The 26,350-nt window shown below is 47.5% G+C and carries 16 protein-coding genes; 7 read left to right on the top strand and 9 right to left on the bottom strand.

Going from position 1 to position 26,350, the window contains the following annotated elements:
- Nucleotides 1-104 precede the first annotated feature (104 nt).
- On the top strand, nucleotides 105-875 hold the full coding sequence (locus V6668_RS22085) for an SDR family NAD(P)-dependent oxidoreductase (protein ID WP_036668630.1): 771 nt from the start codon (nucleotides 105-107) through the stop codon (nucleotides 873-875).
- A 106-nt stretch (nucleotides 876-981) separates the two neighbouring features.
- Here V6668_RS22085 and V6668_RS22080 read toward each other — a convergent pair whose 3' ends face one another.
- Nucleotides 982-1,614, bottom strand: coding sequence for a TetR/AcrR family transcriptional regulator (locus V6668_RS22080; protein ID WP_036668629.1), 633 nt, complete (start codon nucleotides 1,612-1,614; stop codon nucleotides 982-984).
- A 164-nt stretch (nucleotides 1,615-1,778) separates the two neighbouring features.
- Between V6668_RS22080 and V6668_RS22075 the strand changes: the two genes are divergently transcribed.
- The 3 genes from V6668_RS22075 (at nucleotide 1,779) to V6668_RS22065 (ending at nucleotide 5,543) form a co-directional block, all read left to right on the top strand.
- A complete protein-coding gene (locus V6668_RS22075) occupies nucleotides 1,779-2,321 on the top strand; it encodes a CueP family metal-binding protein (protein WP_338706701.1) in 543 nt (180 codons plus the stop codon).
- 175 nt (nucleotides 2,322-2,496) lie between these two features.
- Complete coding sequence (locus V6668_RS22070; RefSeq protein ID WP_338706699.1) at nucleotides 2,497-3,498, top strand: ABC transporter substrate-binding protein; 1,002 nt, start codon at nucleotides 2,497-2,499, stop codon at nucleotides 3,496-3,498.
- The gene (locus V6668_RS22065) at nucleotides 3,495-5,543 is read left to right on the top strand and encodes an iron ABC transporter permease (protein WP_036617472.1); all 2,049 of its coding nucleotides are present in this window, start codon (nucleotides 3,495-3,497) and stop codon (nucleotides 5,541-5,543) included. The genes V6668_RS22070 and V6668_RS22065 overlap by 4 nt, the downstream gene beginning before the upstream one ends.
- 181 nt (nucleotides 5,544-5,724) lie before the next feature.
- On the opposite strand, the gene V6668_RS22060 is transcribed toward V6668_RS22065, so the two are convergent.
- Complete coding sequence (locus V6668_RS22060; RefSeq protein WP_036617475.1) at nucleotides 5,725-6,897, bottom strand: aminotransferase class I/II-fold pyridoxal phosphate-dependent enzyme; 1,173 nt, start codon at nucleotides 6,895-6,897, stop codon at nucleotides 5,725-5,727.
- A gap of 94 nt (nucleotides 6,898-6,991) precedes the next feature.
- Nucleotides 6,992-9,067 carry a methyl-accepting chemotaxis protein gene (locus tag V6668_RS22055; protein WP_338706697.1) on the bottom strand — a complete coding sequence of 692 codons (2,076 nt, stop codon included), beginning with the start codon at nucleotides 9,065-9,067 and terminating at the stop codon, nucleotides 6,992-6,994.
- A gap of 257 nt (nucleotides 9,068-9,324) precedes the next feature.
- Here V6668_RS22055 and V6668_RS22050 point away from each other — a divergent pair, with 257 nt between their 5' ends.
- Nucleotides 9,325-10,353, top strand: a complete 1,029-nt coding sequence (locus V6668_RS22050; RefSeq protein WP_338706695.1) for a hypothetical protein — start codon at nucleotides 9,325-9,327, stop codon at nucleotides 10,351-10,353.
- A 79-nt stretch (nucleotides 10,354-10,432) separates the two neighbouring features.
- Here the strand turns inward: V6668_RS22050 and V6668_RS22045 are convergent, their stop codons facing one another.
- The 5 genes from V6668_RS22045 to V6668_RS22025 all read right to left on the bottom strand — a co-directional run bounded on the left by V6668_RS22045 (nucleotide 10,433) and on the right by V6668_RS22025 (nucleotide 20,945).
- Entirely contained in the window at nucleotides 10,433-11,152 is a 720-nt protein-coding gene (locus V6668_RS22045; RefSeq protein WP_036617480.1) for an SDR family oxidoreductase, read from the bottom strand.
- 174 nt (nucleotides 11,153-11,326) lie between these two features.
- Nucleotides 11,327-16,297, bottom strand: coding sequence for a discoidin domain-containing protein (locus V6668_RS22040; RefSeq protein ID WP_338706693.1), 4,971 nt, complete (start codon nucleotides 16,295-16,297; stop codon nucleotides 11,327-11,329).
- 254 nt (nucleotides 16,298-16,551) lie between these two features.
- Entirely contained in the window at nucleotides 16,552-16,785 is a 234-nt protein-coding gene (locus tag V6668_RS22035; RefSeq protein WP_338708986.1) for a helix-turn-helix domain-containing protein, read from the bottom strand.
- Between the two features lie 122 nt (nucleotides 16,786-16,907).
- The gene (locus V6668_RS22030; RefSeq protein ID WP_338706692.1) at nucleotides 16,908-18,971 is read right to left on the bottom strand and encodes a family 43 glycosylhydrolase; all 2,064 of its coding nucleotides are present in this window, start codon (nucleotides 18,969-18,971) and stop codon (nucleotides 16,908-16,910) included.
- A gap of 33 nt (nucleotides 18,972-19,004) precedes the next feature.
- Entirely contained in the window at nucleotides 19,005-20,945 is a 1,941-nt protein-coding gene (locus tag V6668_RS22025; protein ID WP_338706690.1) for a carbohydrate-binding protein, read from the bottom strand.
- Nucleotides 20,946-21,850: 905 nt separating this feature from the next.
- Here V6668_RS22025 and V6668_RS22020 point away from each other — a divergent pair.
- Both V6668_RS22020 and V6668_RS22015 read left to right on the top strand, forming a co-directional pair.
- Entirely contained in the window at nucleotides 21,851-22,210 is a 360-nt protein-coding gene (locus V6668_RS22020) for a hypothetical protein (protein ID WP_338706688.1), read from the top strand.
- Nucleotides 22,211-22,244: 34 nt separating this feature from the next.
- The gene (locus V6668_RS22015; protein ID WP_338706686.1) at nucleotides 22,245-23,930 is read left to right on the top strand and encodes an exosporium glycoprotein BclB-related protein; all 1,686 of its coding nucleotides are present in this window, start codon (nucleotides 22,245-22,247) and stop codon (nucleotides 23,928-23,930) included.
- Between the two features lie 180 nt (nucleotides 23,931-24,110).
- Here the strand turns inward: V6668_RS22015 and V6668_RS22010 are convergent, their stop codons facing one another.
- Nucleotides 24,111-26,009 (bottom strand): AraC family transcriptional regulator, encoded by a 1,899-nt coding sequence (locus tag V6668_RS22010; RefSeq protein WP_338706685.1) that lies wholly within the window; start codon nucleotides 26,007-26,009, stop codon nucleotides 24,111-24,113.
- Nucleotides 26,010-26,350: the final 341 nt, after the last annotated feature.

Below are 26,350 nucleotides of genomic sequence, written 5' to 3'. Positions count from 1 at the left end.
CTATTTGCTGATTGAAAGAGCTTTCATTTCATCCGTATACTAAAGGTGTTAATAGATTGGGTGTCGTAATGAGGCACTCATCGTAATAGGAAAGGATGATATGAATGGGCAGATTAACTGGAAAAGTTGCAATTATAACCGGTTCCGCAAGTGGAATGGGATTGGCAGGTATTCAATTATTTGCAAAAGAAGGAGCCAAGGTAGTGGCTACCGATGTGGCAGTCGAAGCTTTGGAGGAACAGGTTAAACAGATCGTAGCTGGTGGCGGTGAAGCCATTGCGTTGAAGCTGGATGTGTCCAGCCCAGAGTCCTGGAAAGCTGTTGTGGAAGAAACCGTATCGAAATACGGCAAAATAGATATTCTGGTCAACAATGCGGGAATTCATATGGCCAAAGGCATTTTGGAAGCTGAGTTAGAGGATTGGGACAAGGTTATGTCCATTAATGGTACAGGTGTATGGCTCGGCATGAAGGCAGTCATTCCTTATATGCAGAAGAATGGACAAGGTTCGATCGTTAATACCTCTTCCATTGCAGCAATCATTGGTGGAATAGCGGATGCCCAGGGCGCGGCTTATAGTGCTTCCAAGGGATCTGTACGTTCATTGACCAAACACGGGGCACAGTGGTTTGCCAAAGACAATATTCGTGTGAACTCCGTACATCCGGGTGCTGTGTTTACGGGTATGGTGGAGAAAGCAGGCATCAAATCACAGGTGGAGATGGGGGAGAATTACAAAAATCTTGCTCCATTGCCTCCACATGCTGGTGAATCTATGGATATTGCTTACGCCTACCTGTTTTTGGCATCTGATGAATCCAAATTCATTACAGGTGTTGAGTTGCCTGTAGATGGTGGATGGATCAGCAACTAATTAAAATAAACGTTTCGACATATTAAAGAGGTACTGTATCTCAAGCTTCAAGGGAGACAGTACCTCTTTTTAACAACAGATCCCACTACAGAGTTATGGCGTAACGTTATCTTGATGGACTCGTTGCAGAATGGAGATTAGACCGATAAATCTCTTGGGATCGGTTCATGCGTGTGAATTCCAACAGTTGTTCAGCCATATAGGAGGCGCTGTATTTGAAATTGCTTTGCACCCAACCCGTAACTAAACCAAGAACGGCATTAGCCTGATAACAGGCGAGAAGTTCCTTATCCAACCGTGGATCAGGCGACAGATCGGTTACATCCTCCAGATACAAGTTCTTAAGTGTTATATAGAGTGTATCCCTGAAATCCAGTAGCACGTTAGAATTAACCAGCAATGTATAGAAGGAGGCATGAGCCAGCACATGGTCAAAAATTTGAATTGCTGAGGCGTTAAGGTCCTTAATATCGAAATCTCGGAAATGCTGATAGGGTGCTCGATAGGCTAATTTTAGATCGTCAATCACGTCATTTAACAATTCATCAAACAGGTCTTCTTTGTATACATAATGCTTGTAAAATGTGCTGCGGTTCAAATCGGCGGATTTGACAATATCGGTGATGGTTATACTGGCCAAGGGCTTACGGGACATCCATTCCAGAAGGGCTGTTTTCAGAGCCAGTTTGGATTTGTGTACTCTTCGATCGGTGTCAGATACAGATGGAGACTTAAACATATACACAACCTCCCTTACTTATCAATGATACAGTGCACAGGCAGCAAATTACTCTTGCTACAATACAAAAATGTGAATATATGGTTACTTTGGTGTCGTAAACTGTCCGTATCACTGTGTTCTCCCTTATAATAAACCAAAACGGACGAGGAGATGGACTCCAAATGAAGAAACAAATGTGGATCATTGCAAGTGTTGCAGTTGTGATTGTAATCGGAACCTATCTGTTTGCAAACAATACGGGCAAGGATGAGGCGGGCACAGCCAATGCGCCCAACATCCGAAAATTGGTGGAAGATATCAGCACAGGAAAAGAGACACCGGAATCTGCCTCCATTAATGCCAAACAGTTAATCGTCACCGATCAAGATGAAAAAACCATTACATATGATTTGCCTGAAAATGAATTTTTCCTTTCCATTGCACCCTATGTGGACCAGACCCATCCCTGTGCAATTCATAGCTTGACCGGTTGTCAGGGGGAAATGAGCAATAAGGAATTTAGCGTTACCATTCACGATTCTCAAGGCAACACTTTTATGAAAGATGCAGTGATGAAGTCTGGTGCAAACGGATTTATGGATTTTTGGGTGCCTAGAGACAGAACCTATCTGATTCGTATTGTTGGAGATGGAAAGGTTGCAGAAACGCAATTGTCTACATACGAAAATGATAATACATGCATCACTACGATGCAGTTGAGTTAACAGCAATCAATAGAAGGGAAGGATGGCTTTTGAGCTATTCTTTCCTTTTTTATTTGATAAAAGAATGGGAATAAGGTACTTTCCATTGACAAAAATTCATTCCTACGGCATAATCCAATAGTGATAATGATAATTGTTATCATATAAATACATATTAACAGGGGAGAAAAGAGATATGAAAAAAGGGTTGAATGGACTGTTGATTATGCTGGCCTTTGTGCTGGTTTTGGCGGGTTGTGGTAAAAGCACGACTACAACAGATACAAGTCAAGGTAGTGGCTCGGATAGTGCTCCGGCTGAAGAGACAGCAGGTCCTGTTACCGTGAAGCATAAACGTGGAGAGCTTAAGTTGGACAAGCCAGCAGAACGTGTTGTTACGCTTGAATGGACATATACGGAAGATGTCGTTGCCCTGGGTGTTCAACCAGTAGGTAACGCAGATAACGCTAACTATAAAGTGTGGGTAACATCCGAAGCAGCACTGGATGACAGTGTAACGGATATCGGAACACGCAGTGAACCCAATCTGGAAGCTATTGCTGCATTGAAGCCAGATCTCATCATTGCTAATGCAGATAATAACACGGCGGTCTACGATCAGCTGAATGCAATTGCACCAACGATTGAATATGATCCGTATGATGGTGACGGCTATGATTATGACAAGATGACAGAGATCTTTAATAACATTGCAACGGCTCTGGGAAAAGAAGACAAAGCAAAACAAGTTCTGAGTGATCTCGATCAACACTATGTAGAAGCCAAAGAAAAACTGGCTGCTGCGGGGAAAGAAAACTTCAACTTTGCACTGACACAAGCGTTCACATATCAAAATGCAGTCAGCCTGCGTATGTTTACCGATAACTCGGTTGTGATTGGTACCTTGGACAAAATCGGACTGGTTAACGACTGGCAGCCGGACAAAGTTGAAAACTATGGCTTCTCTACAGTAGGCATTGAATCCTTAACCGATGTGAAGGACAGTAACTTCATTTATATTACACAACCAGACGATGACGTCTTTGGCACAGCTATGAAAGATAACTCGGTATGGAACGGACTGAACTTTGTGAAGGAAAAACGCACATATCAACTCGATAGCACAACATGGACATTTGGTGGACCGATCTCCTCCAAAGTATTGGTTGATGGGGTAGTCGAGGCGATTACCAAATGAGTTCGGTTCAAGGATCTAAGCCAGCTATGAATTGGCGCACAATTAGCATATATGGGGGCGGTCTAACCGCTCTCATCGTGCTTTTTTTTGTAAGTCTGTGTTATGGAGAAGCTTCCATTCCTTTGCATGTTGTTTGGGACGCTCTTACAGGCAGACAGGATTCATTAGAGCACAATATGGTCTGGGACTTGCGCATGCCGCGTACAGTGATTGGTATCCTTGCGGGTGGCGCACTGGCTGTTGCGGGCGCTTTGCTGCAAACGATTACTCGTAATCCATTGGCTGCTTCAGATACGCTGGGCATTAATGCAGGAGCGTACTTTGTGGTGGTGCTGGGAGCTATCGCTTTTCCAGGTCTATTAAGTCAGTCGCCTTTTCTTTTCGCAGCACTAGGTGGTTTGCTGGCAGCATTTGCGGCTTATTTCATGGGCGGCGGACGAACATCAAGCCCGGTTCGACTTGCGTTGTCCGGTATGATTGTATCGATGGTGCTTGGTTCATTTACAAGTGCATTACATATTTTTTTCTCCATGGAGACACAAGGGTTGTTCCTTTGGGGCTCCGGAACACTTGTCCAGAATGACTGGAGTGGTGTGTTTTATGCTTTGCCTTGGGTGGTTGGTATTACCCTTCTCGCGTTAATCCTGTCCAGACAGTGGGATATGCTGGAGTTGGATGAATCAACGGCTTCTTCCTTGGGACAAAAGGTTACATTGGCTCGTGCAGTAGGGTTAATTCTTGCTGTATTGCTGGCCGCTGTGATTGTCAGTGTAATTGGGCCGATTGGCTTCGTGGGACTGGTTGCACCACATCTGGTTCGATTGAGTGGTGTACGTTCTAACCGATTACTTTTACCCGGTGTGTTCATATGGGGCGCAGCGCTCCTGGTTGGAGCAGATGTCCTCGCCAAGATGGTGCATAACTCCAGCATGGAACTGCCAACGGGTGCTGTTATGGCGATCATTGGTGCGCCGTGGCTCATCTGGCTTGTTCTTACACGCATGAAGGCTGCGAACGGATCAGGCATGTCTACTTCAATGAGCACAGGAGGAGCTGCGCGTCGCTTTGCATTTGGCCCGATGGCTGTATTATTCTCAGTCATAACGGTGGTGCTTATCTTGCTCAGTACGATGTTTGGCGGTATGCGAATTCCGCTGGCCGATTGGTTACCAAGTCTGTTCCAATCCGATGGACTGTTCTCCGCGCTGATTCAGCTCCGGATTCCGCGTACACTTGTTGCCGCAGGTGCAGGAGCTGCACTGGCAATCAGTGGTGTGCTCATTCAGATGGCGGTACGTAACCCGCTGGCAGATGCTTCAATTGTTGGTGTGTCCTCAGGTGCAGGGCTTGGAGCGATGATGGTCATCATCTTATGGCCGGGTCTTCCGATATACTTGCTGCCAATTGCGGCAATCATCGGTGCAGCCATTGCTGCAGTGGTGGTGTTCTCCCTCGCCTGGAAGAAAGGACTGAACCCTTCGGCGGTTGTGTTGCTGGGGATCGCGATGTCTGCCATTGCTGGAGCAGGTATTCAGATTCTGATTGTCCGTGGTGCGGTATACGGTAGCAGCGGATATATCTGGCTGACAGGAAGCACCTATGCTCGTACCTGGGAACAGGTGAGGGTTATCGGATTATTTTTAGTTATTTTGGTACCGGTGGCTTGGTGGCTGGCACGCAGATTCGAACTGCTGGTATTTGACGACAACAGTGCATCCGGGCTTGGTCTAGGAGTACGTCGTACACGATTACTGGCCATGACAGTGGGTGTATTACTTGCAGCAGGTGCGGTTGCTTGTGTAGGAACCGTTGGTTTTATCGGCCTGATTGCACCACATATGGTTCGGTTACTGACGGGGAATAAGTTAAGACGTTCGATGTTCCTATCCGCATTAGCGGGTGCAGTCATGCTGGTGCTCGCCGATACAATCGGCAGAACCGTCATGGCACCGACAGAGATTCCATCAGGTATACTCATTGCGATTATTGGAACACCGTACTTCCTGTATCTGATGTATCGTTCCAACTGGCGCAAGTCTGTGTAAAAAGTTCAAACCTGAAGCCTGCTCCCCGAGCAGGCTTTTTGCTGTCATGTCCACTCCCGCACCAAATGACAAAATCCCTCACGTCTACAAGAAGTAGAGTCCACGTTATCAAACGTGAAACTCTTACTCCCTGTGGACCTTGAGGGGATTTTGGCTTGAGCACATTCGAATTGTGCTCCCGTTAGCTGGATTTCAGAATCCCGCTGTCATCAACTGATTGTACCGCTTGTTGCAATATTTCATTATCCTGAACGAGGGCGAAGCGAACGTAACCTTCGCCTGAAGGACCAAAGGCACTGCCTGGCGTTGCGATGACTCCTGCATGTGTAACCAGATCCATGGCAAATTGCTCCGAGCTGTCGTAGTGCGCCGGAATCCGGCTCCAGACGAACATCGTTGCTTCAGGTTTAGCGATGGGCCAACCGAGATTGCTGAATCCATCACAGAGGATGTCTCTTCGCTGTTCATAGATTGCTCTGACCCGTTCAACCTCGGATTGATCACCGGTAATGGCGGCAATTGCGGCTTTTTGGACCGGTAGGAACATCCCGTAATCCATATTGGATTTCAGCTTTTTCAGCATGGAGACCATGGTTGCATTGCCCACACAGAAGCCGATTCGAGCTCCTGCCAGTCCGTACGTTTTTGACAGGGAATTGAATTCCACACCGACGTCCATGGCGCCAGGGAATGCGAGGAAGCTTCCACATGACTTTCCGTCAAACACGAGCTCGCTGTACGCATTATCGTGAAGCACGATAATATCATACTTCTTGGCAAAGGCAATCAGGTCAAGATAGAACTGATCCGGTGCCATCGCAGTTGTTGGATTGTTAGGATAGGAGACCAGCATGAATTTCGCTCGATGAGCGATATCTTCCGGAATATCCTGAAGCTGAATAACATACCCGTTTTCTTCTTTTTGCGGCATATAATACAGTTCTGCACCTGCCAGTAACGGTCCATCCGCAAAGACTGGATAGCAGGGGTCAGGGACTAACACCAGATCACCTTCATCGACAATGGAGAGGGATATATGTGCCAGCCCTTCCTGTGAACCGAGCAAGGAACAGATCTGTGTTGCCGGGTCTAACTCGACCTGATAGCGTTGCTTGTACCAATCGCTTGTAGCTTGCAGCAACTCACTCTGATCATTCACAGCATATATATAATTAGCCGGATCAGCAGCGGCCTCGCATAGTGCAGTTATAATATGCTGCGCAGGTGGGATATTCGGCGTACCCACACTGAGATCAATAACGGGCTGACCGTTCTCCAGTCTGCGGCGTTTGATCTCCAGCAACCTGGTGAAAATTCCTTCGTTGAAATGATCCATTCGTTTGGCAAAGTTCATGATGATGATTCAGCCTCCAATCCTCTTCGTACGCATATTCATTAATAATAAATGGACAGCGACTAAAAGAGAAGAGCAGGGGAAAGCTTGCGGATCATGACTTTACTTTAAACTGGCTTAGTTCGTCTTGCAGTTTGCCAGATAGCTGGTTCAACTGTTTCGACAGATCCGCTACCTGTTCGATACTATCCAGCTGATCCTGCGTGCTGGCGCTTACTTCTTCCGTCGATGCCGAGTTCTCCTCTGTGGTGGAGGAGATTATCTCCAGTGCCTGGAATATCTCATCTTTGTGTTTGTGTACATTGGCGGTATTAGTGGTAATCTGCATCATACGTTGCTGTAGATCTTTCAGGTCTTTGTTAATACTGAAGAAAACATGTTTGGTATCTTCTACGGATTTGGCATTCTCCTCCGCAATCTTCATACCGCGCATGGTATGTTCAACAGACAGGGTTGTTTTCTCTTCAATAACATTCACCTTTTTGTTGATTTCCTCTGTTGCCTGAGCCGTCTGTTCTGCAAGTTTGCGGACCTCTTCGGCAACGACGGCAAATCCTCTTCCATGTTCGCCAGCACGTGCAGCCTCGATGGAGGCATTCAGGGCGAGCAGGTTCGTTTGAGAGGCAATCTGTTTGACTGTATCCACAAAACTGGATATTTCATTCCGACTCAGGTCAATCTCCTGGATAATAGAGGACATTGCTTGGGTGGACAGGTGGTTTTCCTCGGACCATTTCGATAATTGTTCCACGACCGCAAGTCCTTGGCTGCTTTGATCAGCAGATGTCTGCACGACCGTTCCCATAGCCTGCGCATCGGTAGCAATTTCATCAATTTGGCTGGATAATGAGCCTGTTTTGCGTAAGATATTTTCCGTTTCGATGGACTGATAATTCGTTGCATTGGCAATCTCGTTGATGGCTGTTGATGTGTCATTCATGGTCACAGCCGTTCGTGAGGAGATGGCCTGCAGATCATTCGACGACTGGTTCAGGATTTGCGCCGAGCTACCGACCATTTGCAGCATGCCCTGAATTTTCTGCACCATGGAATTCAGACCTGTGGCGATCTGTCCAATTTCATTATTAGATTTGATATCCAGTTTGACAGTCAGGTCACCTTGTTCAATCTGTTTAATCTTGGCCAGCAGCTGTGGTATGGAGCGTAACAGACGGCGAAGGGTAATATAACAGATAATCACAAGCAGAAGGGTGGCTGCAGCAAAACCGCCAAGCGTAATCCACGTGAATGTTTTTAATTCCGCGAGAACTTCTTCTTCGGATATGGTCAGACCAACGGACCATCCCGTATCTTTGCTGGTAGCGTAGCCGATATATCGACGTTCCCCATTGTCGTTCATAAGTTGTACGCCGTTTTCACCGGCAAGCATTTTCTTGCCGATGTCTCCCATGTCCCCCGTACTGTTCAGGATGTTCTCCTTCAATACCTTCTCTTGATCCGGATGGTACAGAATTTCCCCGCTCTTGGATAGCAACATAGAATAACCTGTGCTTCCAAGGGAATAACTCTCCATAATCGCCGGGATATCCTTGAATGCAATATCCGCTGCGGCAAAGCCGATCGTGTTGTTGTTTTCGTCTTTGATCGGATAGAAGATACCCATGAGTACATCGCCTGCTGCAATATCAATGTACGGATCGGAGAAATAAAGTCCGTCTGCGTCGGTAACCGGCTTGTAGTATGGACGTGATTGGATATCAAAGTCCGGCGCAGATACGACACCATCATTTTGAATCCAAAAGCCTTTTCCATCCAGACCCGCGACCCAGGCATCTGCAAACGAAGGCTCTGCTTTAACAATAGCGGCGAGTGTCGCCTGTGTTTCCGCAGCGTAGGTTGAACTTTTCGCATCCGCAGCAGATGCTGTTGTTTCTATGTATTGCTGAAATAATGTGTTGGTGGACATTTGCTTGACCAGTGCGCCCTTTTCCTTGAATAGTGCATCAAATTCACTAACAATGGCTTGTGTCTTGGTCTGGAGCATGGATTCCTGCTGTTTCACCAGAATGTTTCGTGTGCTTGCAAACATAAATGTTCCCAGCACGGCAAAGACAACTACGATAATGATCAGCAGCACAATGGACAACGTATTTGCCATACTAGATGTCCGTGCTCCCGTTTTCCCCCACTTGTTCAACATGTTCGACATATTCCATCTCCCCAGATGATTAATAAAAAGCTCAAAACGCCTAAGTTATATGTCGGCTTAATCTATAGTTTTATGTAGATTTCTGTCGAATAATCCTGAAAGCGACGGAAAGGAAAGGTATGAGTATGAGCAGGGTGAAAGGGGAGGGATGAAAAAAGAGGAAAGGAATGAAAAACGGGGATCGGTAGTGGTTCATCCAGGCGATCTTGTTTATAATGGAATGAATTGGAACTATGGGTGGAAAAGGGGGATTATTTGTGAGTGAGTTATGGCAAGCTTCAATACAGGGGGTTCCATGGAATGCCGAAAAGATGCACCAGGCGGTGCATCTGTTGCGTCGCAGAGCAACGGTTCATTTTCGCGTTGACGCGGATACATACGAGGACCTTGCCGAGCTCGATGCCAAAGTATTCTTTGCCCGGCCGGATCTGATTCTACACATATCACATATGGACCCTAAAGGGGTATATTCATCCGGATTTTTGGGGCGACTGGCACAGTTGAAACATGTGTCTGCCTTGCAGCTTGATCTTTCGCAGGCTCAGGATTTGACGATACTGGGTGCGATGGAGCAACTGCAGTTCTTAAGATTGAATTCACCTGCAAAGGCGACTGGGCTCGATTTTATTAAACACTACAAACGATTGACCTTTCTTGAACTGCGTGGCAAATTCAACGGATTTGCTTCCATTGCGGCATGTCTCCAACTACATACGCTCATTCTGAACTGCACGATCGAAAGTGCTGATGTGTTAGCGGAACTGCCTATGCTTCAGTATCTGTCCCTGGATCACTGCGAGTTAAAAGGCGGACTGGATGTATTGACACAGTCGACCATCTCGATGTTGAAGCTCAGCTCTGTTCGCAAACTGACGAGTATTCAGGGACTCGAACAGATGCGCGGGCTGGAATATCTGCATCTGTCCTTGCCCAAGCTGGAGCAGTTATGCGACTTTTCCCATATGACCTCTCTCAGACAGCTCGAACTGGACTATATGAAATCGTTGCGGGATACGACACATCTATGGACAGCCCGTGCTTTGGAGTCTATTGAACTGAAAGAGATTAATACGGCGCTCAAGGCGGATTCGTTTGCTGGACTGACCGGGCTGGAGCATTTGCGCCAAATCGATTTTCGTTTTATTGATGTTAACAAAGGACGAATTGCAGCTATGCGTGATCACCTGGACAAGGCCGGAAAATCCCATTTGTTATATGAAAATATCCCTGAGCATGAACGTCTGAATTCTATAGGTATTGCGCACTTATCGCATGTATTAATGTAAACGGGCTTCTGTCCAGCATGTGTATACAGAGCGCACTCCGGTGAACGGACCGATCGAGGCGTGTAGATGTCATTGCTATCTAGGTGTTCGTATCCGTTAATGCAGGCATGTTGATCTCTTTTACGCAGGCCGCTTTGGACAAGCTGATGATACATCGAACGATGGAGACCATATCCTGCAGGGGAATGCGGGTCCCATCATACTCGGCCAGTGCACGTTCCATCCCGTCTTCATACGGAATTTCTGCCGCCAGTTCTCCCGGGTTGATGCATGTCACCGCGATGCGGTCATTCCTCGTATGTTCTCTTAGAGCTTCCGTAATACCCCGTATGGCAAATTTGGAGGCGACAAAAGAAACCTGGCTGCTGCCTGCATTGCTCAAACCGGCTGTTGAACCAATCAGGATGATCTTGCCTGCTTCAGACTGGCGGAGCTGAGGCAGTAAAGCCTGTATACATACAATTGTAGAAGTCACATTCACATGGATCAGCTGACTGATATCTGCGGGTTCATCCTTATCAAACGTGTAGTGCTCTTCAAATCCTTCCTTTTCCCAGATCCCCACGTTATAAATAAGCACATCCAACGTCTCGCCTTGAAGTTGGCTGGCAACTTGCTCTGCGGCCTGAAGCTCGGAAAGATCAGCCTGAATCCATATTCGCTCGACGCCATCCTCCACGGACAGACTTTCCGGCTTGCTGCGGGAGACCACCCAGACCTTATCACCGGATTGTGGCACACCTCTGACAAATGCATCGCCCAATCCCTTGCTTGCACCAAAGACAATTATATTTTTCAAATAAAGCCCTCCTTATCGATTAGAAATTAATAATATTTACATTAATCTATATCTTACTATAAAGGTGATATATGGAACATGAAGTTTACATGAGGTATGCTTCATCCTTATCAAGAAAAACCACCTCTGCCCCGCAAGGACGGGAGAGAGATGGTTGGAGAGATCATGATAACATTAATGGTAAAGTTTTAACTCGGCGATGGACCACCACCACTCGGGAGTGTCCGCGGTCAAGGCAATTTTGATGTATCGCGCCGTTTGTTTGGAGAACGTATGTGAGATGACAGGTCCTGTTCCCAGTGCTTCCGTAACCCCTTCCCAACGTTCGCCATCCTCAGAAGTGAAGAACTGGAAGCTGCGAGCATAATCGTTGCTGCTGCTGCCTGAGTCCATTGTCAAGCGGCTGAAGCTCTGCTTGCTTCCCAGATCAATCTGGACCCATTGATTGCCATGTTGACCAGATGAAGAGGTCCAGCGTGAATTCAGATCGTCGTCGAGCATCGCCGCAACATCTTCAGAGGTGGAGGCAGTCGCTGTCCATGATGTTCGATCCAGTTCAACAGGTAGCAGATGATCCTGTTCCCCGGATATCCAAGGTGTCTGATCAGCGGTATAGACCTCTAATTCAGCCACGGACCACCAATGAGAATCGGTACCTGTCTGTACGACCTTAATATAACGTGCCTCATGCGGTGTAAAAGCGATAGAAAGTAGCGCATCTGATCCTTCACCCGAAGCCAAGGCTTTTCCCCAATGCTCTCCATCCAGAGAAGTATATATTTCATAACCGCGAGCAAAGTCTTCCCGGCTGTGCGCGCTGTCCAGCACAATCCGATTCACTGGCTGCGAGGCTCCCAGATCAAGCTGAATCCATTCGCCGCCTGTTTGAGTCTGACCGGAGGTCCAGCGTGTTTGGTCCGAGCCGTCGAGTATAGCCGCTGCATCGTCTCCGGAGGAAGCTGTCACGGACCAGCCATCTGGCAGCAGCCTCTTTTGTTTGCCCGTTCCATTATGATGAACAAACAACTCGGAGATCGACCACCATTGATCGGAATCCCCGATCTGTACCATTTTCACATAACGTGCCTGCTGTTCAGGGAAGGTGATGGACATGCGTCCAGGCGTGCCTTCGCCGCCCGCAATGGATGTGCCCCAGTGTTCACCGTCATCCGAGACATAAATCCGATACTGTCTCGGATAGTCTTCTTTCGCATGGCCCGGGTCCAATTCTATGGCATCGAAAAAACTCTTTTGGCCGAGGTCAATGGTAATCCATTGTCCTTTGGTTTGCTTCCTACCGTTTGTCCATAGTGTATCTGAACTTCCGTCCAGCATATTGGCTGTAACATCTGCTCCTTGAGTAGAGGAGGCGGTTACGATCCATGAAGAGCGATCTGGAGGCGGTACGGGCTGTGGGAGCTCTGGTGTTGCTTCAAGTTTGCCAAATCGGGCAAGCTTGAGTTCAGAGATCGACCACCAGCTGTCTGCAGAGGAAGTCAATACAATTTTGACATAACGGGCGGTTTGCATGCCCAAATCAACGGACAGACTTGGAGATGTTCCTGCTCCCTCTGCAATAGGCTCGCTCCAGTTCTCGTTATCTTTGGATACGTAGATTTCGTACCCGTGAGCATAATCACCGCCGTTGTTGCCGGAGTTCATGAATACCGTATCCATAAACTGTTCGCCACCCAGATCGATATGCAACCAATCGCCAGGTTTCTGAATCTGTCCGGATGACCAGCGTGTAGTCAGATCACCGTCCACCATGCGCTCTACCGGCTCCGAACTGGAGGATGCCGTAATGGTCCATTGGCTCCGATCGAGATAGACTACACCCTGAGAGGCATCCGGCTGTTTAACGACGGAATGTTCCAGCGGGTTAACCTTTACTTGCGCTTTGGCATACACGGTAGCCGAACCCAAAGCGCCATGGGCATTGTAGAAATGAACTGTTTTGACAGTGTCGGACGGATTCCAGATTTGCGCTGTATAGACGCCGTCTTTTTCATACACGGTTGCTGCCGGATCATCTGCCCATATATCCATCGTGCGTGTTCCCGTAGAAGCCATGCTGTGCATGAACCAGTACGCGTTAAAGACTTCATTTTGCTGCATCTCGCTCGTATTCCATTTGGCTAGAGCACCTTGCGGGTCTCCAATGGACTGGAATGGCCAGATAATATGCTGCCATGTGCGCTCCTGCTGACCACCCAGGTCCTTAATGAGACCATTGTAGAGAGCCTTAGTATTCTGCGGATCACGTCCATAATAGGTCATCCATTCCGCTGGCGGCAGCCAGTGAATACCGTAAATATGCTCCGCCTCATTAGAGAAGTACGTTCCATACAGGTAGGCGCTGCCGTACACATGACCTATCGTAGCGTGTTGGTAATCCTCCAGCCAGTTATCCCCGTCATAGTTAAACCAGTATTGCTCGGCAGCTTTCTCTTCGGTCATGAAGCCCCAGATCCCGGTGTCGCGATAGGCTTTGTTGCCTGTCACCTCACCCCACATATATTGGCCGACCCAACTAAAGAGCGCTTCTCCTGCGGCCTCCTGGTTATTCCCGCTGCGATTATCGGCGTAACCACCTGCCCAGGAGTGACCAGCGTACGGATCAAAATTGCGAAGCCATGGAAACTGATCATCTGTCCGTGAAGGATTGGCATAGTCCCGAATCAGAAGCTCAACCATGTCGCCGTAATCTTGCAAGAATGTTTTGTCATATGTGGCCAGTACAGCCGATGCAAAAACGTAATAACCGTAGGTGAAATGATGATCTGTCAATCCGGTATTAACACCGAATCCGCTACCGTAAGGGAAGATGGTTCCCCATTCATCCGAATAATAAAAATAATACGAGTGCAAAGGTTCGTCCGGCGAATAGGTATACCAATCTGTCAAAATGGTTCGAAGCAGGGACAGATAGTTGTCTCGTCGTACCGTATCTCCTATCTGGTCGCTGATGAGCACACCCAGCGCAAGCGGATGAAGCTTTTTCCCTTGCCAGTAAGGATCCTCGCTCATCAGATTGCCTGCCGTATCCGCGTCAAGCTGATCCAGATAGCTGATTAATTGTGCACGCGAGTAGGTTGGATCATCTGGCTCCACAAATTGCGGAATAATGCCATAGAATCGATCCTGTGTCGTAAACGTATTGCCTTCACTTACTTTCATCATGCCGCGAATGGAAGGGTAAGCAAGCTCCGTTACCGGAGTAGTCGCTAGTTTCCATTGGTGCGGCAACAAGGCCATCACTGTCTCGGATGAAAAGCCTGCCCGCTTCGTCCGGGTTACCGAGTTGAAGGTAGTCGTTACCAGTGAAGTGCTCTCATTATAATTGTAGTCCACTGTTGTATCGGTTACAAAGGCGTAGGCATGCCGGTAATAATAAGACAGTTCTGCCGCGGACGGCAGGGTAGCGAGTGACAGATAGTCTTCGCTCTGGCCCAGCTTGATTTTGAGCGTATTGCCAAGTTTCATAAATACGGTTCCTTCAGGTGCAAAGATCCCGTAGTTTCTTGTAAAGGTCTGAGGCGTGGGCGCTCTGTCCTGATTGGTTACTTCAACACCGATATGATCGGCCGTCAGCGATTCTCCATCATTCAGAACAATTTCACGGTTCTGATCATCGAAGAGACGTGTGATGTTGGGAGAACGAACAATAATGGTATCCGGGTTATCGAAGGTGTTGTACAGGAAAGGGGAACCTTTCACAAACGTGGTATTCATTTTGGCTGTGTCATCATCGCTCATGATGATCGTTGCGGAATAATCCCCATATCCCGTCACCTTGGTATTTACCTCAGCCGGGTTCATATTGCTGGTGCTCATGATCAGATCCGGTTCACCGTCAGCGTCCATAGAACCGCCATCAGCCGAAACGTAACCAGCTCCGGGATTCAGAAGTTGAAGTCCTTGTTTGGTATATCTGCTTTTAAGCGGGAGTGTGACCAAACTGTTGCCATCCCCCAGATCGGATACAAGAATAGACTGCCACCAGTCATTGGAAGGGAGGGGCGCTGTGATGTCAGCCGTGCGATTTTTCGGGTTTTTCGGCTGCAGCATGGTGATGTCATTTACAGCGTAACTCCCGGAACCCACCTTTACCGAGGACGGTTCAGGGATATTCGGAATTGTATGCACAGGTTTGGCATCGCCTTCGATATACTCGTAGACGTCGAATGCGTACAGGGAGTATCCGTTGGTTGTTCCTCTGCCAAGTCCGGCTAATTTCACATACCGTGCTTCGGCGTATACCGGAATCTCATCCCGTCCACCGTCGCTGTGCAGTTCCCGGTATAATGTAGTCCACTGGTCTGCATCATTTGATACTTGAATATCGTATGCACGTCCAAAAGCGTTTTCCCATTGTAGGGATACGTTCCCGATCTCCCGGATTAGTCCAAGGTCTACAACAATCCATTCCTGATCCTTGTAGATGGAAGACCAGCGTGTATCCGGACGGCCATCCGTTACATTCCGTGCTTCGTAATTCCCTTTTTCCATTTTGGCTTTATCCTCGGCTGAACGGCTGGGCTCATCAATTTCTTCCGAAGACGCTGTAACCGGTTGTCCTAGTGCAAGGTTCATTGCTAATGGTTTGGGAGGTGGATTTGCTCCGCCCGTCCCATATACATTGAATTCGTATACAGAGACGCCATAGGCTGGCTGCGCTCTTTGATGACTGAACAAGCGCACATATCGTGCCTCCGCTGTGACCTCAATTTCTGTCAGGCCGCCTTGCCCCTTCGTTGTCGAGTAAACAGACTGCCAGTTGACCTCGTCGTTGGATACTTCCAGATTAAAGGCGGAAGCATACGCATTTTCCCACTGGATGGAGATGCCCGAGATGGAGGCCACCGTGCCTAAGTCAACATAGATCCACTGCGGATCTTGCTGCCATATGCTTTCCCAGCGGCTGTTTTTGTTGCCGTCAACCACAAGATCTGCCGTATTGCCGCCCAGAGATGACGAACTGTACACAGGCCGGTTCAGGGATAACAGATGATGTTCCTCATCTGCGGCGTTCACTTTTGAGACCGGCCACAGCGGGATGCTGCTAATCAACAACAGAACAGATAACAGCAAGTTCATGTAGATGTTGTGTGTTTTTCCTCTTTGACTCGTTCGTACCTTCATATGACTACTCCTTTGTTAGCCCTTGCCATCTCACCAGACAGAGCTTCTCTTCTTCTCTTACTCGCTACCGTATGTATCATTTTGTTTCCCGTGTTGCTTTTGTGAGATGTGAATCCAATGCTCAACACGGGATATTCAGGTGCCCCATTTTGTATATCGATCATTTTGTCTGGAATATAAAGGTTTTTTAATCGTTTTCGTGGAAAAAGAGACATATGTCCTACATAATGTATGGGGAATGTGCAACTGTGAAATCAAGATTCGGAATCGTTGTTCTCCAACAATACGATATCTTCGCCCCGTTGTTGCCTGAGAGCAATATTGTCCCTCCCCCAAGCACACATGACATCCACGATGGTGTTGGCGGTAACGCCATATTCTGTAAGTCCATATTCTACTTTGGGAGGCATCTGTTGGTAGACATGTCTGGTGACAAGGCCGTCCCGCTCCAGCTCGCGTAATTGTTGAATTAACACTTGTTCCGGGATTTTTAAAAGTTAAAAGCTGAAGCTCTTCATAAAAAATGTACTGAAAAGGACCTGACTCCACACATGGTGAAGTCCAGGTCCTGATCAATAAACGAAAAATTAATAACCGAATAAAACTACATTTATTCTACGCGGAAATAATCGAAATCTGCATATCCTCCGGTAGACTTCGTTGCATAATTGAATAGTGCAAACCGGTATCCCATAAAGTGTGGCAGGGTGTAAGACATTTGAAGTGTATTGCCAATGGTTGTCCAGTTGCTACCATTCAGGCTATAAGCAAAGTAGGCTTTGTCGGTTTGGTTCGTAAAATCACAGATGACGCGTAGATAGATTCTGTTCTGGTTTAATGGCACAGTTGCTACTTCAGTCATGGTGCCGGAGCTGGCATTAGCCATAACGATGGATTTGGTGCTGCCCGTCATTTTTACGCCGACAAAACCATATTTGGCCTGAAAAGCAGCGAGTCCAGCATAATCACCATCCTTCATGCCGGCTGTATCCAAAGCGGTCATCCCCGTGCTTTTTGGACCAAAGGTTCGTTGTGTCAGGGTGTTGCGGGCTTCTAACAGGTTTTTGCTGATTTTGCCTGCGGTTAACCGCATGAAACCGGGCCGCTGGAGCAGGGACCAGTTGGCAGCATCAGGGTTATGATTCCACTGCCAGAAAGTACCGAGACTGGATGTACCGGAAGATGAATTGCTCGTCAGGGAGACGTCATCTACATAAAACGCCATCAAATCATTGGTCGGGTCCGGATTCGAGTTATACGGTGTTTCCACAAAAATAAAGCTTTGGGACAGGTCTGCATTTGACGGAACGGTATACGTACCTTGAATGGTACCCCACTGTCCGCGAGTTAACGTCGCACTGCCCATAATGGTAATTCCGGTATAACTTGCACCGTTCTGGATGCTAAGATTGAACGTTTTGGTTGCAGGACCAGTAGTGTATTTGATCTTTGCCGAAAAAGAGTATGTTCTTCCAGGTACCAGCTTGCCTGTAACCATCTGTTTGGCTCCGCCTGCTGTCTGCTGTCTGCCGCTGACGAGCAGGCTTTTTGTACCGCTGAATGCTTCGGCATTTGTTACGGTGATGTTCGCCGTATTGTTGCTGGTCCACGGCTGAATGCTGCTTTCCTCAAAGCCGCCGTTCACTAACAGTTGCGTTACTGAGGGTGTGCCTGATGTGGTTGCGTTGAACTCATCGGACCCGTAGATTTTGGCAGCAGGCTGACCTTCAACGGGCATATTCATGTTAAGGGGAACCTTGCCGTTCACCCCAAACACAGGCCAGTTATCAGACCACGTCACAGGAACGAGATAGGGGATGCGTCCAATGGCTCCGCTATCACGAAACAGCAAGCCGTACCAAGCGCCGGATGCGGTATCCACGATGCCTCCTTGGGCGATTCCCGAGTCTCTGAGTACAACTTTACCTGTGTATGGACCTGTCAATGTGTTTGCACGATAGGCAAGCTGAATGCGACCATCACCCGAAGGCCAGGCAATCAGGAATACATAGTACATACCATTGATCTTCTGAATGTGTGCTCCTTCTGCCTTTACAATCATGTTGGAGCCGGCTACACTGCTCGCGTTTGGAATCAGGACCTGATTGAGCCCGCCGGATTTAACGGCTTTGGCATCAGGTGTCAGCTCAACGATACTGATGTTATCACTGCCATGAACAAGAAAGGTTCGATTCCCGTCAAACAAAAGGGAGGGGTCATGGTAATAACTGTTCAATGTGTAAGGTGTCCATGGTCCTGTTTCAATATTGCTGGTTTGGTAAATATACGTCTTGCCCGTAGAAAGCGAGCCAAAGGCCACATAATATATACCGTTGTTGTACCGCAAGCTGCTCGCCCAGGAACCACGCCCATACTCGTTTTGTCCATTGTTCAGATTCTGTATATCCCCGTTTCCAAGCGTATCGTATACATAGTTTACGATGCTCCAGTTGACCAGGTCGTAAGACTTCATGACCGGGACTCCCGGATTCATATGCATCGTTGTGCTTGTCATATAAAATGCATTGCCTACCCGAATGACGTCACTGTCAGGAACATCCGCGTAAATAACCGGATTGCTGAACGTTGCGGCCGAAGCTGCCGGACTTGTCAAAGGGAATGATGTTATAAGCAAAGGAAGAGCGAGTAGAAGAGCACTGATTTTTTTCCACATATTCTATCCTCCCAATTGATCATGTCCTATGAATTAAAGCGAGTACTCCAGATAATCAATGTAAGCATCCCAAGTGCCATTATCCGTTGTTACGACCAGCTTGATTTCCTGATTGCCTGTAGCGTGAGTGATGCCGGTAAGGGTTTGAACGGTCGGCTCCGTTCCCGTGAAGTAGAAAGAACCAGCGGTTACACCCCCGATGACCAGATCAACACGGGCTGTACTATTATTGTTGGAAGCGCCGCGGACAGAGAATTGATGGGTTGGGAATGCAAAATATTGATTGTATGCTGCATAATCATTGTTCCCGTAAAGAGCGACTCCATTAAAAGGGGAACTGATTACGCCAGCGTATTGGCCGCCAAGAGTCATATTCTCGGCTTCGTAACGGGTAACGTTTGGATTGGGATTAGGATTTGGGTTTGGGTTAGGGTTGCCGCCCGAACCGGATGTGAACTGCCAGTAGTCCAGTTTGAACAGATTTCCATTGCCCGAGCCTGTAAACACCAGATACAAACGATGTACCCCTGTAGCATTGGTAACATTGGTCTCCATCTCGCGCCAAGTTTGCGAACCGCCAGTTGAACTTACGTTAAGTGTTCCAACTAGTGGGCCTGTCGGACTGTCCACTCGAACCTCGATGTTGCCATTTCCGGTAGAAGCGACATTGGCCTTGAACTTGGAGGCTCCAGCTGAGCCAAAATCAACATTGCCAACCGCGATCCAATCCCCGTTATGAATATTAGTGACATTCTGATTGGCTACAGGTCCACCGCTCGCTTGACTCGGTTCAGTGTTAATTCCTGCTTGCCAGCCAATGGTTTCGGCTTCCACGCGGACATACGGGTTGAGGTTAGTGGTCTGAGGTACACCTGTCATATTCCCCTGAACTTCCTGGATTGTTCCATCCGCATTATGTGTCAGTTTGTTGATATGTGTGGAACGGTACCCTTTACCATCACCGAGGAATGCCTTGCTTACCGTTTGCGCATGGTACGCCACATACCATTCGTTGTTGAATTGGAACACGGCATGGTGGTTATTGCCGCCTACACCGAAGAACGTGCCGGGATTTTTCAGAAAGTGTCCTTTATACGTGAAAGGCCCCATCGGGCTGTCGCTGACCATGTATCCGATCTCACCTTTTGGATATGCAGTGGGGTGTGTTCCCGCGAAGTTGATGCAGTAGGAGTAATAATATTTGCCGTTATACTTGTGGATGCCAGAATCTTCGAACATATAAGGAGAATCAATAGTCACAGCACTGCCCACCACACTGGTCATGTCGGCACCGAGACGAATGACCCGAGCTGTTTTGGGATTGGCAATGGAAGCAGCGTTGGTATCGTTCGGAATGCCGCCTCCAGCATACAAGTAAGCAGAGCCATCATCATCGACAAGTACAGCCGGATCAAAGAGCCAGGTTACGCCGGACATACCCGGTGTACCGTGAGTCAGGAGGGCACGACCAATTGGATCGGACCACGGTCCAATGGGGGAATCAGCCGTGAGTACGCCAATACCTCCACCCGAGTTGGCAAAGTACAGGAAAAACTTTTCTTTGCCAGCAATGGTTTTCTTCGCCATGGCAGGAGCCCAGGACTGAGTAGCCCATTTGGCAATTCCTTGTCCATTATTGGCATTATTCGCACCCGCTACCGGGATGGAACCATGGTCTGTCCAGTTCACCATGTCAGCTGAGGAAATGACGTTAATTTTCCCAATCGTGCTATACTGGTTCTCTCGGACAGAGCCGTCACTGTTGTACAGATATGCATCACCTGTCATGTAGACATAGACCCGATTGTTATGGACGAGCACATAAGGATCGGCTCCCAGTTTATGATCGATGAGGGGATTAGAGTTTCCAGGAAGTTTGGCAACGGCTGCATTGGCTGCATGGCTCGATTCAACGGGCAGGGTGACAAAGATTAGCAGACACGACAACAACAAAACTAGCGGTTTACGAATCATACGTTTCGCCTCCATGAGATTGGATTAGTTGGTGAGCTGAAATTCAGAATAGCTGAGATGATGAAATGCCGAAAAAACGAAAAGATTTTCCTCATGTCACCCCCTTCTTGAAATAATGGTTAGGTTGGCTGTTAGGATAAGTCTTCATGTTGTCATATATGGTTTAAGCCAGACAACCTGTGCACCGGGTATGTGGTCACGGCAGCAAGGGGAGTGGCTATAACCCGAAGTAAGCCTGCATCTGTGGTGCGATTAGAAAAGCTATAATCTGTCAGGTTTCTTTTTGTAATCGCTTTCAATAAAATAGGTTAGAACACTGAAATTTGGCGAAGAAAGAGATTTGGTCACATTTAAATGTAATTATTTTTCATATTTTCTTTTAAATGTTTATTAACTTGACGATATCATATCACAATTTTAAGATAATACAATCTTTTTCTATTTTTTAGTAGAGGATGAAGAAGACCATTATTATTCTATGTGTTTAACATTGGGCTTGATGGTAAAATACGATCTCGTATTCTATAAAACTACACTTTCAAGCATAGCTTTACTCGCCCCATGAGTTAGATACGAGAAAAAGACGTCTTAAGCTGTGACCGTTTCCCTGGAATCTCCCAGGGGGACGGTCATTTCGTTTTTTTCGGGAATCGATCCTGGTTACATAACAAAATCTACTCTTACTTGCTGACCAACTTTGACATTGCATAATTTCTTCTCTTTGTTGTACATATTCCAGTTTTTGTATAGCTAAAGCCCTGAGCGTAGAAGGTTGTTAAGTGATAATGGTGGGGTGCCCCCTGTGTTTTGTCCACACCGTTGATTGAGTGTTTGAATATTACTATCGAGTGAGCTTATGCCAAATACTGCTAGAGTCAGAGGTTCATAAAGGTGGGATGGGAAAAATGGCTATTTTGTCAACTGGGCCGATTGAAAACAATCCGGTTTCCGGGGTTAGACCGACCCAACAGGTAACGATTAGATTGGTAAGTCGGGCTGAGGTGGATTCTGTAACAGTATCCATTCAGGGGTATGTGCTAAGCACAACAAGAACGCTGTATGTGAGTGAAGTAATCAGTATTGCTCCTAATGAAGCAGTGACCAGAACTTATTTTGCAGATTTAGCTGCTTTTGAGTTTGTTTTTGGAACAGACGTGGAAGGTGTGGAGGAAGTAGGGATTTCAGTGTGGGGCAAACAAGCCTCTGGACAATTGGTTGATGCACACCGAGTGGTAGAGCACGAAAAAACAGTTAATAACATCTAGCAGATCAGAAATCCCTAAAAGAGGAGATGTAGCGATGAGCTTTTTATCAACAGGGCCAATAGAAAATAATGCTGTTAGCGGTGTAAGACCGACTCAGACAGTTACTGTCAAAATTGATAACCGTAGTGATGTGAGTACCTCAACCATACAAATACAAGGGTATTACATGAGTGGTGGAATGAGGGTCCTGTATGTCAGTGAGTCTTTTGACATCGCACCCAATCAAGTAGTAACCAACAACTATTTTGCGAATCTTGATGCCTTCGAGTTTACTTTTACAACGACAGCGACGGTTAATGATCCTGTGCAAGTATCCGTATGGGGTAAGAGCAGCACAGGCGCTTTGGTAACAGCCCATCGTTTGGTTTCTTCCGAATTGCTGGGTGAAACCCCAAGCATCACGGGAGTCACAGGTGCAACCGGGGCTACGGGGGCGACAGGCACAGCAGGTACAACGGGAGTAACCGGAGCAACAGGCACAGCAGGTACAACGGGAGTAACCGGAGCGACAGGCACAGCAGGTACAACGGGTGTAACAGGTGCAACAGGCGCATCAGGTACAACCGGAGTAACCGGAGCGACAGGCACAGCAGGTACAACGGGTGTAACCGGAGCGACAGGCGCAGCAGGTACAACCGGAGTAACGGGAGCGACAGGCACAGCAGGTACAACGGGTGTAACCGGAGCGACAGGCGCAGCAGGTACAACCGGAGTAACCGGAGCGACAGGCACGCCAGGTACAACGGGTGTAACAGGTGCGACAGGCGCAGCAGGTACAACCGGAGTAACGGGAGCGACAGGCACAGCAGGTACAACCGGAGTAACGGGAGCAACAGGCACAGCAGGTACAACGGGTGTAACAGGTACAACAGGTGTAACAGGAGCGACAGGCACGGCAGGTACAACAGGAGCAACAGGAGCAACAGGAGCAACAGGCGCACCAGGTACAACGGGAGTAACCGGAGCAACAGGCACAGCAGGTACAACGGGTGTAACCGGTGCGACAGGCGCAGCAGGTACAACGGGAGTAACGGGAGCAACAGGCACAGCGGGGACAACTGGAGTAACGGGAGCAACAGGCGTAGCAGGTACAACGGGAGTAACGGGAGCAACAGGCACAGCAGGTACAACGGGTGTAACAGGTACAACAGGTGTAACCGGAGCAACAGGTACAACCGGGGCTACGGGTGCGAGTGGTTCTGGAACAATTATTCCTTATGCATCAGGACTTCCCGTTGTGTTGACTACAGTTTTGGGTGGACTTTTGAATACTTCCAGTTTAGTTGGTTTTGGCAACAGTTCTACCGGAGTAAGTGTTAACGGAGGAATTATTGATCTCACAGGCGCTGCAGGCACATTGCTTAACTTTGCTTTCTCAGCATCGCGTGCAGGAACGATTACTTCACTGGCCGCTTATTTCAGCACAACAGCCGGACTTAGTTTGGTTGGATCTACAGTAACCTTAACTGCACAATTATTCCGATCCACTACACCTAATAACTCCTTTACAGCTGTACCGGGTGCATTGGTAACTTTAGCTCCTCCACTGACCGGCATTTTGGCACTGGGTACAATATCCAGCGGGGTGACTACAGGACTGAGTATTCCGGTATCTGCTGGTGACCGCCTGCTTATGGTGTTCTCAGCATCAGTAACAGCCGGAATTGATGTGGCTACAACGGTAGCCGGATATGCAAGTGGGGGCCTTACCATCACTTAACGGAAAATGGGCTATATAACAAGTTTAAAGACAGGGACTCTTGCCAACATGGTGAGAGGTCCCTGTTTATGTGTGTGCTTTTGTTTTCAAACTCTCTTCAAATGAAAGATAAGGACTATACAAAAACATAAAAAGACGAGGATTGCTCCTCGCCTCGTACATACCGTGGCCTACTCAATTTCACTCTGTTTTGGTTAGGCTGTCTATGACAAATTTAAGTTGGGCTTCCAACGAAATTGGGTCACTAAACACGAAGCCACGGCTTTCCTCGCGATAAACGTGATTATTCTGGACAGCAGGGAGGTTATCCCAGATAGGACCTTCAAAAACGGAATCTCCACTCTCATCACCTGTCCATCCACTTACAAAGATATAATCTCCTGCATATTGTGGTAACAATTCAAGTGATAACTTGGCCCAACCTTTGCCGCTATCGATGGCTTCCTTCTGAATGATCGGCGGTGCCTTCAGGCCAAACTCTCCATAAATAATATCTCCACCTCTACCAAAGCTCCCGTAGGCATAAAATTCTTTGGCACTTCCCGTATCAAAAATCGAAACCGTGCGATCACCTACCGCTTGCTCCACGAGTGGTTTGTATTCAGCGATTTTAGCATCCCACTCTGCGATCCAGGCCTTCGCTTGCTCTTCTCTACCAGTCATCTTGCCAAAATCCATCAATTGCTCCCGTAGAGGTATTCCATATTCAACAGCGACGGTCGGCGCAATTTTGGACAGCTTTTCGATCGTTTCAGGGTCATTCCAAACGACAATTAAATCTGGCTGCAACTCCATGATTTTCTCGTAGGGTACATCGTTACCGATGTTGACAACGTCATCGAGCTTTCCTTCTGTATAACTGTTAAAGGACTCATCACCAGTTCCAACAGGCTTAAGGCCAAGAGCTAGCAAATGACCGGTAAAGGCTCCTGCAACCATTACGACCCTTTGAGGTTTTTTGGGGATTTGTACTTCACCGTTAACCGCAGAATAGGTTACCATCTCCGAGCTTCCGTTTGTGGTGTTACTGATATTACTCTCTGCACCTACAATTGGACTTTGCGTACTGCCAGTGCTTCCATTCGTGTTTGCTGGCCTGGAACATGCGCTAACCAATAGAGTTAGGCACAACAGTAGGGTAATTCCTACAGGTAGTTTGCTTCTATACATCCGTAAATCTCCTTTTTCGCTATGTTGATAATGATTATCATCTCTGATATCAATATAACGACGGAGTTTACGCGGAGCAATGGATGATCGAAGCCTAAGGATAGGACGATAAGAACCTTTTGTCACTTGTCCGGACTCATCCTTGAATTGCTTTGGTGTGACTCCCGTATGTTTTTTGAACATTCTTATAAAATAGGATACATCAGCATATCCGACGCTTGCAGCGACTTCTTGCAGAGATAACTCGGTCTTTTGCAACAGCGTTACTGCTTTGTTCATCCTAATACCGATTAAGTAATCGATTAGACTTGCGCCAGTTTCACGTCGGAAGTACTTGGACAGATAAGGGACGCTGTAATGGAATGTATGAGCGAGGGTTTCCCGCGTCAGCGGCTTGGCGTAGTGCTCCTGCATATAGCGAATAAGCTGAGAAGCAAGGTTAGGCCTAACAATGCTTACCTGCTGTTGATCCATTTGTCTGAGCAATTCATATACAAATTGATAGAATAGTGTTTTGGTATGGAGTCGCTCCAAGCGTCCCGGTTTATTCCACTCGCCCAGCATTCGCTCAGTGATTTCGTAGAGGATGGCAGGATGATATGGAATAAAACCGTACTGGAGGTGGAATGGCAATGGTTGATCCGGTTGTTGAAGTGTATGCTGCTTGCCAGGCGGCGGTAAGGAGGCTTTATAGAAAATCAGGTAATAATGAAAGGATTCGTCCGTTAGGATGATGTCCAGACGGGTGTTTTTGCCCCCATGAAGCATATAAAATGGTTTGGTAGCATGCTCATTTCCGTCTAAGATCACGGTTGCATTGCCATCCGTTACGTACAAAAAGGCGCTGGCAGGGAACAGGTAAGGACGTACGCACTCGTCGGCCTGTATGACAATATGTCGTACATCCATGATTTTGAGCGATGCACAATTCCAGATGAGTATGTGTTCTTGTACATTCAAGGTTGCTTTCAATAGAGAGTTGTCTTCCTTCCATGAGCTGTTGAAGCCAGCCTTTTATGTGGTGAGGTTATTATATAATAATATTAGTGGCTTTTTGTCACTTTCCAGAACGTTCCCCGGTAGTACCGGATTCTTCTCATAACTTTCGAGTATAAAGGCGAAAAATGTTTGATGTCATGACCTCTCCATGATCTAAAGAAAATCGCCGAATTCTCCATGTGCATGGTCTTTATTGTGGCGGGATGTGGCACACAGGCCGATAGCGGTTCGTTCACCGGAAACCAGGCACC

The organism is Paenibacillus amylolyticus (assembly GCF_036894225.1).
Taxonomy (GTDB): Bacteria; Bacillota; Bacilli; order Paenibacillales; family Paenibacillaceae; genus Paenibacillus; species Paenibacillus amylolyticus.
This window is presented reverse-complemented; position numbering and strand designations above follow the sequence as displayed.